12 protein-coding genes are annotated in these 14,649 nt (G+C 52.3%); 7 read left to right on the forward strand and 5 right to left on the reverse strand.

Annotated elements, in window-relative coordinates:
* The first annotated feature begins 498 nt into the window (after positions 1 to 498).
* The 3 genes from kduI (at position 499) to araE (ending at position 3,888) form a co-directional block, all read left to right on the forward strand.
* Positions 499 to 1,335, forward strand: a complete 837-nt coding sequence (kduI, locus tag OGV77_RS13215) for a 5-dehydro-4-deoxy-D-glucuronate isomerase (protein ID WP_008785720.1) — start codon at positions 499 to 501, stop codon at positions 1,333 to 1,335.
* A gap of 56 nt (positions 1,336 to 1,391) precedes the next feature.
* Positions 1,392 to 2,153, forward strand: a complete 762-nt coding sequence (kduD, locus tag OGV77_RS13220; RefSeq protein ID WP_003033923.1) for a 2-dehydro-3-deoxy-D-gluconate 5-dehydrogenase KduD — start codon at positions 1,392 to 1,394, stop codon at positions 2,151 to 2,153.
* 316 nt (positions 2,154 to 2,469) lie between these two features.
* Complete coding sequence (gene araE, locus OGV77_RS13225; RefSeq protein ID WP_043017983.1) at positions 2,470 to 3,888, forward strand: arabinose-proton symporter AraE; 1,419 nt, start codon at positions 2,470 to 2,472, stop codon at positions 3,886 to 3,888.
* 55 nt (positions 3,889 to 3,943) lie between these two features.
* Here the strand turns inward: araE and OGV77_RS13230 are convergent, their stop codons facing one another.
* Both OGV77_RS13230 and OGV77_RS13235 read right to left on the reverse strand, forming a co-directional pair.
* Positions 3,944 to 4,831: an Rpn family recombination-promoting nuclease/putative transposase gene (locus OGV77_RS13230; RefSeq protein WP_043017448.1), complete on the reverse strand. Its 888-nt coding sequence runs from the start codon at positions 4,829 to 4,831 to the stop codon at positions 3,944 to 3,946.
* 196 nt (positions 4,832 to 5,027) lie between these two features.
* Positions 5,028 to 5,354, reverse strand: coding sequence for a cupin domain-containing protein (locus OGV77_RS13235; protein WP_043017447.1), 327 nt, complete (start codon positions 5,352 to 5,354; stop codon positions 5,028 to 5,030).
* 141 nt (positions 5,355 to 5,495) lie between these two features.
* Between OGV77_RS13235 and OGV77_RS13240 the strand changes: the two genes are divergently transcribed.
* Positions 5,496 to 6,203, forward strand: coding sequence for an aspartate/glutamate racemase (locus OGV77_RS13240; RefSeq protein WP_043017446.1), 708 nt, complete (start codon positions 5,496 to 5,498; stop codon positions 6,201 to 6,203).
* Here OGV77_RS13240 and OGV77_RS13245 read toward each other — a convergent pair.
* Complete coding sequence (locus OGV77_RS13245; RefSeq protein ID WP_043017982.1) at positions 6,175 to 7,110, reverse strand: LysR family transcriptional regulator; 936 nt, start codon at positions 7,108 to 7,110, stop codon at positions 6,175 to 6,177. The genes OGV77_RS13240 and OGV77_RS13245 overlap by 29 nt on opposite strands.
* Positions 7,111 to 7,228: 118 nt before the next feature.
* Here OGV77_RS13245 and lysA point away from each other — a divergent pair, with 118 nt between their 5' ends.
* The gene (gene lysA / locus OGV77_RS13250) at positions 7,229 to 8,485 is read left to right on the forward strand and encodes a diaminopimelate decarboxylase (RefSeq protein ID WP_043017445.1); all 1,257 of its coding nucleotides are present in this window, start codon (positions 7,229 to 7,231) and stop codon (positions 8,483 to 8,485) included.
* Between the two features lie 87 nt (positions 8,486 to 8,572).
* Here lysA and OGV77_RS13255 read toward each other — a convergent pair whose 3' ends face one another.
* Positions 8,573 to 9,583, reverse strand: coding sequence for a LacI family DNA-binding transcriptional regulator (locus OGV77_RS13255; protein ID WP_043017444.1), 1,011 nt, complete (start codon positions 9,581 to 9,583; stop codon positions 8,573 to 8,575).
* Positions 9,584 to 9,596: 13 nt separating this feature from the next.
* Positions 9,597 to 10,625 (reverse strand): HTH-type transcriptional regulator GalR, encoded by a 1,029-nt coding sequence (gene galR / locus OGV77_RS13260; protein WP_043017443.1) that lies wholly within the window; start codon positions 10,623 to 10,625, stop codon positions 9,597 to 9,599.
* A gap of 597 nt (positions 10,626 to 11,222) precedes the next feature.
* Here galR and aas point away from each other — a divergent pair.
* Together aas and lplT are read left to right on the forward strand one after the other, a co-directional pair.
* Complete coding sequence (aas, locus tag OGV77_RS13265) at positions 11,223 to 13,382, forward strand: bifunctional acyl-ACP--phospholipid O-acyltransferase/long-chain-fatty-acid--ACP ligase (protein ID WP_087051232.1); 2,160 nt, start codon at positions 11,223 to 11,225, stop codon at positions 13,380 to 13,382.
* Positions 13,375 to 14,568 carry a lysophospholipid transporter LplT gene (lplT, locus tag OGV77_RS13270; RefSeq protein WP_075145678.1) on the forward strand — a complete coding sequence of 398 codons (1,194 nt, stop codon included), beginning with the start codon at positions 13,375 to 13,377 and terminating at the stop codon, positions 14,566 to 14,568. The genes aas and lplT overlap by 8 nt, the downstream gene beginning before the upstream one ends.
* The last annotated feature ends 81 nt before the right edge of the window (positions 14,569 to 14,649 follow it).

Raw genomic sequence — 14,649 nt, forward strand, 5'->3', positions numbered from 1 at the left:
GCAACTCGAATTATTTAGGGTATATATTTTTCTTCTCGAACAGTTTTCTGCCGTGTTATCTCTTCCTCTATAAAAAAGCCCTCCAACAGGAGGGCAAGGCCAGTTACAGAAACATACACTCTAAACCCTGCCAACATATCAAAACGCTGTTTCATTTCATGTGATTGACTGCGCACTTTGTTTGAAAAGGTGTGCAAACATCGTATGAGTCCGACTGTATTTTCAATGTCTTATCCCTACCACTAATGAACTACTTCTTTGTGTATTTATCTATCTAATTGTTTTAAATAATTTTATTTGAAATGTTCTCGCGAATTATATGCGCTAGCGTGATCGCAATTACACTTTTGACAATAAGATGCAGAAAAAGTGAAACATCGTTTTAGTTGTAATTGAAAACCCATTCCGGGAGGGATATCATGAGCGCATAAGATAAAACGGAACAGCGTTTTGCTATTCGTTTAAGCATTCACGGTCAATTTATCACTGGAGGTAAATGTGGACGTAAGACAAAGCATCCATAGTGCGCATGCGAAAACCCTGGACACTCAGGGGCTGCGTAATGAGTTTTTGGTCGAAGAAGTGTTTGTCGCAGATGAATACACCATGGTCTACAGCCACATCGATCGCATCATTGTTGGCGGCATTATGCCAGTGGCCAAAACCGTCTCTGTGGGTGGCGAAGTCGGCAAACAGCTGGGCGTAACCTATTTCCTCGAGCGTCGTGAGCTGGGTGTGATCAACATCGGCGGCCCTGGCACGATTACCGTTGACGGCCAGTGCTATGAAATTGGCCATCGCGATGCGCTGTACGTCGGGAAAGGGGCAAAAGAAGTGGTATTCGCCAGCATCGACACGGCGAAACCGGCGAAGTTTTACTACAACTGCGCGCCGGCACACACGACTTACCCAACCAAAAAAGTCACGCCAGCAGACGTTGCGCCAGTGACGCTGGGCGATAACCTCACCAGTAACCGTCGTACCATCAACAAATACTTTGTGCCGGATGTTCTGGAAACCTGCCAGTTGAGCATGGGCCTGACGGAACTGGCGCCGGGTAACCTGTGGAATACCATGCCGTGTCATACCCATGAACGTCGTATGGAAGTCTACTTCTACTTCAATATGGAAGAAGATACCTGCGTCTTCCACATGATGGGTCAGCCTCAGGAAACGCGTCATATTGTGATGCACAACGAACAGGCGGTGATTTCTCCGAGCTGGTCAATTCACTCCGGTGTCGGCACAAAAGCTTATACGTTCATTTGGGGCATGGTCGGCGAAAACCAGGTCTTTGATGATATGGACCATGTTGCAGTCAAAGATCTGCGCTAATCGCGGGCGACAGCCGTGCCTGCTGCGGCAGGCAATATAAAAATTAAGGATTTACAATGATTTTGAATGCATTCTCTCTTGAAGGAAAAGTCGCCGTTGTGACCGGTTGTGACACCGGCCTGGGTCAGGGTATGGCGTTGGGTCTGGCTGAAGCAGGTTGCGATATCGTCGGTATCAACATTGTTGAACCGACGGAAACCATCGAACGCGTGACCGCGCTGGGCCGCCGTTTTTTAAGTCTGACCGCCGACCTGCGTCAAATCGACGGCATTCCGGCGCTGCTTGAGCGTGCAGTGGCGGAATTTGGTCATATCGATATTCTGGTCAACAATGCGGGTCTTATTCGTCGTGACGATGCGATCGACTTCAGCGAAAAAGACTGGGATGACGTGATGAACCTGAACATTAAGAGCGTGTTCTTTATGTCTCAGGCCGCGGCGAAACACTTTATCGCTCAGGGTAACGGCGGCAAAATTATCAATATCGCCTCTATGCTGTCCTTCCAGGGCGGGATCCGTGTGCCGTCTTACACCGCGTCTAAAAGCGGCGTAATGGGCGTTACCCGTCTGATGGCGAACGAATGGGCAAAACATAACATCAACGTCAACGCAATTGCGCCGGGGTATATGGCGACGAACAACACTCAACAGCTGCGTGCTGATGAGCAGCGTAGCGCAGAAATCCTCGATCGTATCCCGGCGGGTCGTTGGGGGCTGCCGAGCGACCTGATGGGGCCTGTCGTGTTCCTGGCGTCCAGCGCATCTGACTATATCAACGGCTATACCGTTGCGGTTGATGGCGGCTGGCTGGCACGTTAATTCGCTTTCCTGAACCGTCAAACCCTGCCCTCTGGCAGGGTTTTTTTTACATTTTGATCATTAAAATCCATATTGTGGTTATAAATTATTCCATATTCATTTCCATATTTATGGATTCTTGATTTTTAATATTCATTAATATCAATAGATTAAATTTAATTGAGTGATTGTCATTAAATTTTAAAATTGGAATATCCATCACATAACGATGTGGTGTAGCTATTTAATCCATGTTTTTGCCGTTTCCCGCCTGACGCTTCCTGTAAGGGATCCCTTACTTTCAATGACATGGTTATTCTGTATCTGGCAGGAAAAAATGGTCTCAATAAATAATGATGCTGCTTTAGCGCCGCGCACTGCGCGCGATACGCGACGTATGAATATGTTTGTATCTATCTCTGCGGCTGTCGCAGGGTTGTTATTCGGCCTGGATATTGGCGTGATAGCCGGCGCGTTGCCTTTTATCACCGATCATTTTGTCCTGACCAGCCGTCTGCAGGAGTGGGTGGTGAGCAGCATGATGCTGGGTGCGGCAATGGGTGCGCTGTTTAACGGTTGGCTGTCATTCCGCCTGGGACGTAAATACAGTCTGATGGCGGGCGCGATCCTTTTCGTCGTCGGATCTCTGGGGTCGGCCTTCGCCTCCAGCGTAGAAATGCTCATTTTTGCCCGCGTGGTGCTGGGCGTTGCGGTGGGGATCGCGTCTTACACCGCACCGCTCTATCTCTCCGAAATGGCCAGTGAGAACGTGCGTGGCAAAATGATCAGTATGTATCAACTGATGGTAACGCTTGGTATCGTACTGGCCTTTTTGTCCGATACGGCATTCAGCTACAGCGGTAACTGGCGCGCTATGCTGGGCGTGCTGGCGCTCCCGGCGGTGTTACTGATCATCCTGGTTGTTTTCCTGCCCAACAGCCCGCGCTGGCTGGCGGAAAAAGGTCGCCACATCGAAGCCGAAGAAGTACTGCGTATGCTGCGCGATACGTCAGAAAAGGCCCGCGATGAGCTGAACGAAATCCGTGAAAGTCTGAAGCTGAAGCAGGGCGGTTGGGCGCTGTTTAAAATTAACCGCAACGTGCGTCGCGCGGTTTTCCTCGGGATGTTGCTGCAGGCGATGCAACAATTTACCGGGATGAACATCATCATGTATTACGCGCCGCGAATTTTTAAAATGGCGGGCTTTACCACCACAGAGCAGCAAATGATTGCCACGCTGGTGGTCGGCTTAACGTTTATGTTTGCCACCTTTATCGCCGTTTTCACGGTCGACAAAGCAGGACGTAAACCGGCGCTGAAAATTGGTTTCAGCGTGATGGCCCTCGGGACGCTGGTGCTTGGTTATTGCCTGATGCAGTTTGATAACGGCACGGCTTCCAATGGACTATCCTGGCTGTCAGTTGGCATGACGATGATGTGTATTGCAGGCTATGCGATGAGCGCCGCGCCGGTAGTGTGGATCCTGTGTTCGGAAATTCAGCCGCTGAAATGCCGCGATTTTGGTATTACCTGCTCCACAACCACCAACTGGGTATCGAACATGATTATTGGCGCAACGTTCCTGACGCTGCTCGACAGCATTGGCGCAGCCGGTACGTTCTGGCTTTATACCGCGCTGAACGTCGCGTTTATCGGGATTACCTTCTGGCTTGTTCCTGAAACCAAAAATGTCACGCTGGAGCATATCGAACGCAAGCTGATGGCGGGTGAGAAGTTAAGAGATATTGGGGTGTAAGTGAGCAGGGAGCCCGATAGAACAACTGATTATCGGGCTCTCATAACTACTTATTTCAGTGTGGAGCAGCCTGCCTGGCGAGGAGATCCTTAGCAGACAGCCCGGTTATCTTTAGTATAATTTCATGACTAATACCATTCGCTAACATCATCTGGGCAATGCGTAACGCTTCTTGTTGTTTGGCTTCTTGTTGCAATACTTCCGCAATAGTCATCAGACTTTCCTTTTGCTGTGGTACCCGCTGAGCGACTTCACGGATAAATTTATCTATGTGAGGCGTATTTCCAAACTGCATCATGTAATTAAATAGCGTTTTGAGCTGGCTGTCATTAGCGTATCCCGTAGCCAGCAACGAGACCAGTTGTTCCACTAATCCCATTAAATCACGCTTGCGGATATGTTTTTGCATCAATTCCAGCAGTGCTATACGGCGATGTTGCATGATTTCGTCATCGGGTATTACGGTGATATCTACCAGCGGAAATGTTGCTGAGTATAGCTGTCGTGCCACTATGGGGTCGTCAAACTCATCCAGCCAGCAGAGTGAAAAGGGGTAGGGGCTGAGTGCGCCATGATAAAACAGCATCGGTATCACCAAAGGTAATGTTTTATGGCCAGCATCCAGATGGCGTTGCATTGCGGCCATTGCATAGCGCATTAGCCGAAATGCCATGTGAGCGTCTGGCGAACTCTGATGCTCGATAACAACATAGATATATCCATCGCCTTCATTTGTTTTTAATGACCACAGTACGTCGGAGTAGCTGGCTCGCAGGCTATCCTCAATAAAACTGCCTGATTCCAGTTTTAGTGTTTGCAGATCACATAGCTCCCGCAAGGTTGATGGAAGATAGATATCCAGAAAATCTCTTGCGGTATCAGGATGGTACAAGAACTGTTTGAAGACTGCGTCATGTGGAGTGGATGTTGTCATTTTTGTCATGGCGATCCGTCACCGTTAATTAAGATAACGTGACTGTAATCGCCCACATGGCGAGACGCATCGGGTGATTAACGCTTATGCGAATTGGTATCGAGGGAAAATGCCTCACCTTGTAACGTATACATTTTTAGGGAACTGAGTACGCATTTTAGCGTGTTCTCAAACCGGTCAGTAGCACGGCTTGAGAACAGCGAAATTACCCGTGCAGAAAATCTTCGCGTATGGGCGTAAAGGTATCCAGCAACGTTCCCGGTTTTAAACAAACGCAGCCATGCATAATGTTCGGCTGTTTATACAGGGTATCGCCTGCCCTGACGACATGCTTTTCTTCGCCGATGGTAAATTCAAACTCACCGGACAACACGTAAGTCAGCTGCTCATGCGGATGATTGTGCATCGGGCCTATCGCGCCTTGCTCGAAGTTCACCTCAACCGCCATCATTTTACCGTCGTGAGCGAGAATGCGCCGGGTAACGCCATTGCCCAGATCGTCAAGCGTAGTCTCTTTATGAAAAATAAACATCCGGCCTTCCTGTTATTAATTAAAACGATGTTTCATTAAACCTATATCAGAAAATAAAAAAAAGAAATGCACGCCAACAGATGTGGAAAGTTGATCACATCTTTGGTTCACTGGAGAGACAACAACGAGTCAGGGGAAATGATGAAAACGATCGGTCTGTTAGGCGGTATGAGCTGGGAATCCACTATTCCTTATTATCGGCTCATTAATGAAGGGGTAAAACAGCATCTGGGTGGTCTGCATTCGGCACAGATTCTGTTGCACAGCGTAGATTTTCACGAGATTGAAGTTTGTCAGTCAAGCGGTGACTGGCAGCGGGCCGGGGAGATCCTCGCGCAGGCCGCCACAGGGCTTCAGCAAGCTGGAGCGCAAGGGATTGTGCTGTGTACAAATACCATGCACAAAGTTGCTGAGGCGATTGAAAGCGCCTGTGATGTGCCGTTCCTGCATATTGCCGACGCAACGGGTCGGGCTATACAAAAGCAGCAGATGAGCAACGTGGCGCTACTGGGTACGCGCTACACCATGGAGCAGGATTTTTATCGTGGGCGTTTACAGACTGAATTTGGCATTAGCACGCTTATTCCTGAAGCTGATGACCGCCAGAAAATAAACCAGATTATTTTCGACGAGCTGTGCCTCGGTGTGTTCAGCGAAGCCTCTCGTGACTATTACCTGAGCGTGATTGACCAGTTGGCTAAACAGGGTGCGCAAGGGGTTATCTTTGGCTGTACCGAGATTGGTCTGCTGGTTCCGGCAGAGCTAAGCCCACTACCTGTTTTCGACACTGCGGCAATCCATGCGCAAGATGCGGTGGCATTTATGCTTTCGACTGTGGATGCAAAATAGCCTCCAGCGGTTCGATAAGTCTCGGCAGATGGGCTTGCAGATGTGCAGTAAAAGCATCAACCAGCGCCGAGGCGGGGCGATGAAGCGGGTGAATCAGACTGACCGTGAACGGCACCGAAATACTGAAGCGGCGGATAACGACTCCGCTGCTGGCGTAATCCAGCGCGGTCAGCGGGTTTACCACCGAGATCCCAACGCCCGCCCGCACCATCGCACAAATTGAAGCGGCGCTATGGGTTTCAATCACCATGCGGCGCTTCACCTGATGTTCATTAAACAGGGTGTCCAGTAGCTGACGGTAACTGTCGGTTCGTGACAGGCTGATGTAGTTCTCTCCCTGGAAATCCTGCGGTGTTAATACCGCTTTGCGGGTCAGCGGATGCCCTTGCGGCAGTACGCACACCTCATCCAGCGCCAGCAATTCGGTGCGTTTCGTTCCGGCAGGTGTATGCAGCGTTTCCGTTAACCCCAGATCGTGGCGCTGTGCCGACAGCCACTCTTCCAGCAGCGGTGACTCCTGCGGCACTATCTGAATATTGACCTGCGGATAACGCGCGAGAAATGGCTGCAGCAGCGGCGGTAAAAAAGACTGTGAGAATACTGGCAGGCAGACGATCGACAGTTCGCCCTGACGGAATTCGCGCAGGCTTTCGGCGGCGCTCACTATTCTGTCCAGGCCATACCACGAACGTTGCACCTCTTCAAATAAACGTAATCCCTGTACCGTTGGATGCAAGCGCCCACGGCTGCGCTCAAACAGCTTTAGCCCCAGAACTTGCTCGAAGCGCGCTAACTCGCGGCTGACGGTAGGCTGTGAGGTATTGAGCATCCTCGCGGCTTCCGTCAGGTTTCCCGCCGTCATCACAGCGTGAAAGATTTCAATGTGACGCAGGTTAACGGCGGGCATGGGCAATCCTCGAATGAACCAATCCATATCATTTTTGCATAGACTCACGATAAAACGATATTTTTTATTCTTTTCGGGTTGTGGCGTAATCATAAAAAAGCCAATACCGGAGCACACCATGCCACGTCCACTCAACAACACAGACACTGACCTGACCGCCGACAACCTGCTGCGCTTGCCTGCCGAATTCGGCTGCCCGGTGTGGGTCTATGATGCGCAGATTATTCGCGCCCAGATTGCTAAGCTGAGTCAGTTTGACGTGGTGCGTTTTGCTCAGAAGGCATGTTCGAATATTCATATTTTGCGTCTGATGCGCGAGCAGGGCGTGAAGGTTGATTCCGTCTCGCTTGGCGAAATTGAACGTGCGCTGGCGGCAGGCTTTGTACCTGGGAAAGATGAGATAGTCTTTACCGCCGATATGATTGATGAAGCGACGCTCGCGCGGGTGCATGAATTGAGCATTCCGGTAAATGCCGGGTCGGTGGATATGCTGGAACAACTGGGTCAGGTCTCGCCGGGCCATCGCGTGTGGCTACGCGTAAACCCTGGCTTTGGGCATGGGCACAGTCAGAAAACAAATACCGGCGGTGAAAACAGCAAACATGGTATCTGGTACAGCGATCTACCGGCGGCGCTGGAAGTGATCCAGCGCTATAAGTTAAAGCTGGTGGGGATTCATATGCACATTGGCTCCGGCGTAGACTACGGCCATCTGGAGCAGGTGTGCGGCGCGATGGTGCGCCAGGTGGTTGAATTTGGTCAGGATCTGGAGGCTATCTCCGCGGGCGGTGGTTTATCAATCCCGTATCGTGAAGGGGAAGAGGCGATCGACACCGATCATTACTTCGGCCTGTGGAATGCCGCGCGTGAGCAGATCGCTAAACACCTGGGCCACCCGGTCGCACTTGAGATAGAGCCTGGTCGTTTTCTGGTCGCAGAAGCTGGCGTGTTAGTGGCGCAGGTGCGCAGCGTAAAAGAGATGGGCAGCCGTCACTTTGTGCTGATCGACGCGGGATTCAACGATCTGATGCGCCCGGCGATGTATGGCAGCTATCACCATATCTCCGCGCTGGCGGGTGATGGCCGCTCGCTGGAAAACGCGCAGCAGATTGAAACCGTGGTGGCGGGGCCGCTGTGTGAATCCGGCGACGTGTTTACCCAGCAGGAAGGTGGGAATGTAGAAACCCGTCTGTTGCCTGCGGTGGTGTCGGGAGATTATCTGGTCTTGCATGATACCGGGGCGTACGGCGCGTCAATGTCGTCAAATTACAATAGCCGCCCGCTGCTGCCGGAGGTCTTGTTTGATAAAGGCGTGGCGCGACTGATTCGCCGTCGCCAGACCATTGATGAGCTACTGGCGCTGGAGTTAATCTGAATATAGCGTTGTGAAACGCCGGATGGCGCTACGCTTATCCGGCCTACGAAATTAACTGGCCGGATAAGGCGCTTGCGCCATCCGGCACTATTCGTAATACGGCCCCGTTGTCACCGATTCCCGCAACACCAGTTTACCGGTAAACGGTGGGATCGGCTCTACGCTCTCGCCGTTAGCCAGCCGGATAGCCTGGTCGATTGCCGTGGTTATCATGGTATCAATCGGCAGATAAACGGTAGACAGCCCCGGCTCCAGCCATTTGGCGCTGGGCGCATCATCAAAACCAAATAATGAGACGTCCGCTGGGATCCTTAGTCCGGCCTGATGTAACGCTTTTGATGCGCCTAATGCCATGTCATCGTTACAGGCGAACAGAGCGCTGAATTTCACCCCTTCCGCCAGCAGTTCACGACAGGCTTCATAGCCTCGCGTCATCGTGGAGTCGCCGTATTTGACCTTGTCAGGATCCCAGGGAATACCGTTTTTTTCCAACGCCTTACGATATCCCATCAGGCGGGATTTACCGGTAGGCGTATGGCCAGGCACGGTGATACAAGCAATATCGCTGTGTCCCTGAGAGATCAGATAATTGACCGCCTGATATGCTGCATCTTCTTGTTCAAAGAAAATGGCGCGATCGCGGGCCTGACTGACATCACGGTTGATGACCAACAGGGGCATAGCAATGCTGTTCATCAGCGACATTATCGCCTTTTCACTCATATAGCGGGTATAGAGAATAATGGCGTCGCACTGCCTGTCGGCCAGCATTTGTACGGCTTCCTGTTCACGCTCCGGCGTGTCGTGTCCGTCGGTGACGATCAACTGTTTGCCGTGAGACTCCGTCTGGCGCGAGGCCTGTTGCAGCAGGCGGCCGAAGTAGAATCCATCAAATGTCGAAACGACCAGACCAATGCTGTTGCTGGTGCGGTTTGCCAAAGAGCGCGCTAAAAAATTGGGCCGATAATCAAGTGCCTGCATGGCCTTAAACACTTTCTGGCGCGTGCTCTCTTTTACCTGACCCGTGCCATTCAGTACGCGCGAAACGGTCGCTTTTGAGACACCTGCGTGCCGTGAAACGTCCAACATCGTAGTCATAACGCTATCCTGGTTAATCGTTTGATGATGAATTCCCTGGCTCCGTCAGCGTCGAAACGGAATGGCGACGCACCAGAGTCGGGTTAAAAACGTGGGTGATTTCAGGCACGGGGCGCTTCTCCGCCAGCGCGAGTGCCAGTTCGGCGGCCTGGGTTGCCATCGTCACGATGGGATAGCGTACCGTGGTCAGACGTGGGCGCACGTAGCGGGAAACCAGTACATCATCAAAGCCAATCAGCGAGATTTCTCCCGGCACATCAATGCCGTTATCATTCAATACGCCCATGGCGCCAGCCGCCATTGAGTCGTTATAGCAGGCTACCGCAGTGAAGTTTTTACCACGGCCAAGTAACTCGGTCATCGCCTGTTCACCGCCGCTTTCATCCGGTTCGCCGAAGGTCACCAGTCGATCGCTGACCGGTATGTTGCTCTCATTCAGCGCGTCGTAATAACCTTGCAGACGATCTTCCGCATCCGAAATCGTGTGATTGGAGCACAGATAGCCAATGCGCGTATGGCCTTGTTGAATGAGGTGTCGGGTAGCGAGCCACGCGCCGAAACGGTCATCGAGGGCAACGCAGCGCTGTTCGAATCCCGGCAGAATTCGGTTAATCAAGACCATGCCGGGGATTTGCTTCATTAACGAAGCCAGTTCGGCATCCGGGATTATTTTGGCATGGACAACAAGCGCCGCGCAGCGATGACGAATGAGCTGTTCAATCGCCTGACGTTCCTTCTGTTCATTATGGTAGCCGTTGCCAATCAGCAAAAAATTTCCGGTGTTATAGGCCACCTGCTCGACAGCTTTAACCATTGCCCCAAAGAATGGATCGGACACATCACCGACCACCAGGCCGATGGTTTCTGTGGATTGTTGCGCCAGCGCACGCGCGTTGGCATTGGGGTGGTAGCTGAGTGATTCCATTGCACTCGTTACGGCCAGACGCGATGCTTCGCTGGCTTTGGGGGAATCATTGATCACTCGAGAAACGGTGGCGACTGAAACACCAGCTAGTCGGGCTACATCCTTTATGGTCGCCATGATAGTACCTGTTGTGGGTAAACGCTTACATTCCGTCAGTGTTACGGAAAATGGCTGGCTGTTCAAGCAGATTGCCCGTCAGGACGTCGCAAATGTGAGCGCGCACGAGCGAAGTAAGACAGAAAATAGAAAATGCTAATTTTTGCTTACACTTTGCGATGCGCTGTTGCGATTGTTCGCTGGTGGGAGAACTGAGCGGATTGCTAGAGTTGGGATCCCAGAGGTATTGATAGGTGAAATCAACTTTCGGGTTGATCACTAGAATTACACCAGCCTGCGCAGATGCGCAGGTTTTTTTTTATCTTCAGCCTATCTGTAACAGTAACCGATAATTTACACAACTCGTTGCATTTGGGTTCATTCCTTTGCGTTTTCGCGCTGGCGTATCTGGTGTCTGACGACCACAATCAAGATCCCAGAGGTATTGATTGGTGAGATTATTCGGTACGCACTTCGTACCTGTCTCTTGCACCGACCTGCGCGGATGCGCAGGTTTTTTTTCGGATTGTATTTACCAGTTACCTGTCGCGCCTGTTCCCCAACTCGTATACTCTCCCACCATTAATGTTTATGTAATTAATGGCACAGGGAGTTGAGATGCTATTTGGCTTTTTTCGTAATCTGTTTCGCGTGCTTTTCCGCGTTCGCGTCACGGGCGATGTTAACGCGCTACAGGGAGAACGCGTTCTAATCACTCCCAACCATGTCTCATTTATAGACGGCATCCTGCTGGCGCTATTTTTACCAATTCGTCCCGTCTTCGCCGTTTACACCTCGATCAGCCAGCAATGGTATATGCGCTGGCTAACCCCGCTGATTGATTTCGTGCCGTTAGACCCAACCAAACCAATGTCGATTAAACATCTGGTTCGTCTGGTCGAGCAGGGGCGTCCGGTGGTTATTTTCCCGGAAGGACGTATTTCTACCACCGGTTCGTTAATGAAAATTTATGACGGCGCGGGGTTTGTCGCCGCTAAGTCGGGGGCGACGGTCGTTCCTGTCCGTATTGAGGGCGCAGAGCTTTCCCGCTTTAGCCGCCTGAAAGGTCGGGTTAAACAGCGATTCTTCCCGCGTATCCAACTGCATATTCTGCCGCCGACCCACATGCCGATGCCGGAAGCGCCGCGTGCTCGCGATCGCCGCAAAATTGCTGGTGAAATGCTGCATCAAATTATGATGGAAGCGCGCATGGCGGTGCGTCCGCGTGAAACGCTATACGAGTCGCTGCTGGCGGCAAAATACCGTTTTGGCGCAGGCAAAAACTGCATTGAAGATATCAACTTTACCCCGGACAGCTACCGCAAGCTGCTCACGAAGACGCTCTTTGTGGCCCGTATTTTGGAAAAATACAGTGTCGAAGGTGAAAAAATTGGCCTGATGCTGCCAAACGCGGGCATCAGCGCCGCGGTCATTTTTGGCGCCATTGCGCGTCGACGCATTCCGGCCATGATGAACTACACCGCGGGCGTGAAAGGGTTAACCAGCGCCATTACTGCCTCCGAAATCAAAACGATCTTCACATCCAGACAGTTTCTCGAAAAAGGCAAACTCTGGCATTTACCAGAACAGCTCACCCAGGTGCGCTGGGTTTATCTGGAGGACTTAAAAGCTGATGTGACATTTAGCGATAAGCTGTGGATTTTCTCACATCTGCTGGCACCGCATCTGGCGCAAGTTAAGCAGCAGCCGGAAGAAGCCGCGGTGATCCTCTTTACCTCCGGTTCGGAAGGCCATCCGAAAGGCGTGGTCCATAGCCACAAGAGCATTCTGGCGAACGTTGAGCAGATTAAAACGATTGCCGATTTCACCGCTGATGACCGCTTTATGTCGGCGCTGCCGCTGTTCCACTCCTTTGGCCTGACGGTGGGATTATTCACGCCGCTGCTGACTGGCGCAGAAGTGTTCCTTTATCCCAGCCCGCTGCATTACCGCATTGTGCCAGAGCTGGTATATGACCGGAACTGCACCGTGTTGTTTGGTACGTCTACGTTCCTTGGCAACTACGCGCGTTTCGCGCATCCGTACGATTTCCACCGCCTGCGCTATGTGGTGGCGGGCGCGGAAAAACTGCAGGACAGCACAAAGCAGCTGTGGCAGGAGAAATTTGGCCTGCGCGTCCTTGAAGGCTATGGCGTGACGGAATGTGCGCCGGTGGTGTCGATCAACGTACCAATGGCGGCAAAACCGGGAACGGTAGGGCGCATCTTGCCTGGCATGGATGCCCGACTGTTAGCCGTTCCGGGTATTGAGGACGGTGGGCGTTTACAACTGAAAGGCCCTAATATTATGAGCGGCTATTTACGCGTTGAAAAACCCGGTGTGCTGGAAGTGCCGACGGCAGAGAATGCGCAAGGTGAGATTGAGCGCGGCTGGTATGACACCGGCGACATCGTGCGCTTTGATGAAAACGGCTTTGTACAGATTCAGGGGCGTGCCAAGCGTTTCGCTAAAATTGCCGGAGAGATGGTGTCTCTGGAAATGGTTGAGCAACTGGCGTTGGCGGTATCTGCAGACAAAATGCACGCCACGGCGATCAAGAGTGATACCAGCAAAGGTGAGGCGCTGGTGCTGTTTACTACCGACACCGACCTCACGCGTGAAAAACTACAACAGTATGCGCGGGCGCACGGCGTACCTGAACTTGCCGTACCGCGTGATATTCGCCACCTGAAGCAACTCCCATTACTCGGCAGCGGTAAGCCGGATTTTGTTACGCTGAAAAGCTGGGTCGATGAGCCGGAAAAACAACATGAGTGAGTCAGTGCACACTAACACTTCAATCTGGTCCAAAGGGATGATGTCCGTTATCGCCGCGCAGTTTCTGTCGGCGTTTGGCGATAACGCGCTGCTGTTCGCCACGCTGGCGCTGCTGAAGGAACAATTTTATCCGGACTGGAGCCAGCCAATCCTGCAAATGGTGTTTGTGGGCGCTTACATCCTGTTTGCGCCGTTTGTTGGACAGGTGGCGGATAGCTTTGCCAAAGGCAGAGTGATGATGTTTGCGAACGCCCTGAAACTGTTGGGTGCGGCGAGTATTTGCTTCGGCATTAATCCCTTTCTCGGGTATACGCTGGTGGGGATCGGCGCGGCGGCGTATTCACCGGCCAAGTATGGCATTCTCGGTGAACTGACTACCGGTGACAAACTGGTGAAGGCCAACGGCCTGATGGAAGCCTCCACCATTGCCGCGATTTTGCTCGGTTCTGTCGCCGGCGGCGTACTGGCCGACTGGCACGTGATTGCCGCGCTTTCTGCCTGTGCGCTGGCTTATGCTGGCGCGGTAGTGGCTAACCTGTATATTCCGAAACTGGCCGCGGCTCGCCCTGGTCAGTCCTGGCATCTGGGGAAAATGACGCGCAGTTTCTTCTGTGCCGCCTCTTCGCTATGGCGCAACGGTGAAACACGTTTCTCGTTGGTCGGAACCAGCCTTTTTTGGGGCGCGGGCGTCACGCTGCGTTTTCTGCTGGTGCTGTGGGTCCCGGTGGCGCTCGGTATCACCGATAACGCCACGCCGACCTATCTCAATGCCATGGTAGCGATTGGGATTGTGGTAGGCGCGGGTGCGGCAGCGAAGCTGGTGACGCTGGAAACCGTGTCGCGCTGTATGCCGGCGGGGATCCTGATTGGCATTGTGGTGCTGATTTTCTCTCTTCAACATTCGCTGCTTCCGGCCTACGCGTTGCTGATGCTTATCGGCGTGTCTGGTGGCTTCTTTGTGGTGCCGCTGAATGCGTTGCTGCAGGAGCGGGGCAAGAAAAGCGTCGGTGCGGGTAATGCGATAGCGGTGCAAAACCTCGGCGAAAACAGTGCGATGCTGCTGATGCTGGGTATTTACTCACTGGCGGTGCTGGTGGGGATCCCGGCAGTTGCGATTGGTATTGGATTTGGTGCGCTGTTTGCGCTGGCGATTGCGGCGCTGTGGATTTGGCAGCGCCGCCATTAGTCTGTTACGTGCTGTTGCCGGATGGCTGCGTTGCCTTATCCGGCCTACAGGGAACGCTGTCTGTAGGCCTGATAAGCATAG

It is taken from the genome of Citrobacter sp. Ce129, from assembly GCF_030334545.1.
Lineage (GTDB): Bacteria > Pseudomonadota > Gammaproteobacteria > Enterobacterales > Enterobacteriaceae > Citrobacter > Citrobacter europaeus.

What these genes read in the sequence shown, in the direction of transcription:
- kduD (WP_003033923.1), top strand. Translation starts at nt 1,392, where the DNA reads ATGATTTTGAATGCATTCTCTCTTGAAGGAAAAGTCGCCGTTGTGACC.
- araE (WP_043017983.1), top strand. Translation starts at nt 2,470, where the DNA reads ATGGTCTCAATAAATAATGATGCTGCTTTAGCGCCGCGCACTGCGCGC.
- OGV77_RS13230 (WP_043017448.1), bottom strand. Translation starts at nt 4,831, where the DNA reads ATGACAAAAATGACAACATCCACTCCACATGACGCAGTCTTCAAACAG.
- OGV77_RS13235 (WP_043017447.1), bottom strand. Translation starts at nt 5,354, where the DNA reads ATGTTTATTTTTCATAAAGAGACTACGCTTGACGATCTGGGCAATGGC.
- OGV77_RS13240 (WP_043017446.1), top strand. Translation starts at nt 5,496, where the DNA reads ATGAAAACGATCGGTCTGTTAGGCGGTATGAGCTGGGAATCCACTATT.
- OGV77_RS13245 (WP_043017982.1), bottom strand. Translation starts at nt 7,110, where the DNA reads ATGCCCGCCGTTAACCTGCGTCACATTGAAATCTTTCACGCTGTGATG.
- lysA (WP_043017445.1), top strand. Translation starts at nt 7,229, where the DNA reads ATGCCACGTCCACTCAACAACACAGACACTGACCTGACCGCCGACAAC.
- OGV77_RS13255 (WP_043017444.1), bottom strand. Translation starts at nt 9,583, where the DNA reads ATGACTACGATGTTGGACGTTTCACGGCACGCAGGTGTCTCAAAAGCG.
- galR (WP_043017443.1), bottom strand. Translation starts at nt 10,625, where the DNA reads ATGGCGACCATAAAGGATGTAGCCCGACTAGCTGGTGTTTCAGTCGCC.
- aas (WP_087051232.1), top strand. Translation starts at nt 11,223, where the DNA reads ATGCTATTTGGCTTTTTTCGTAATCTGTTTCGCGTGCTTTTCCGCGTT.
- lplT (WP_075145678.1), top strand. Translation starts at nt 13,375, where the DNA reads ATGAGTGAGTCAGTGCACACTAACACTTCAATCTGGTCCAAAGGGATG.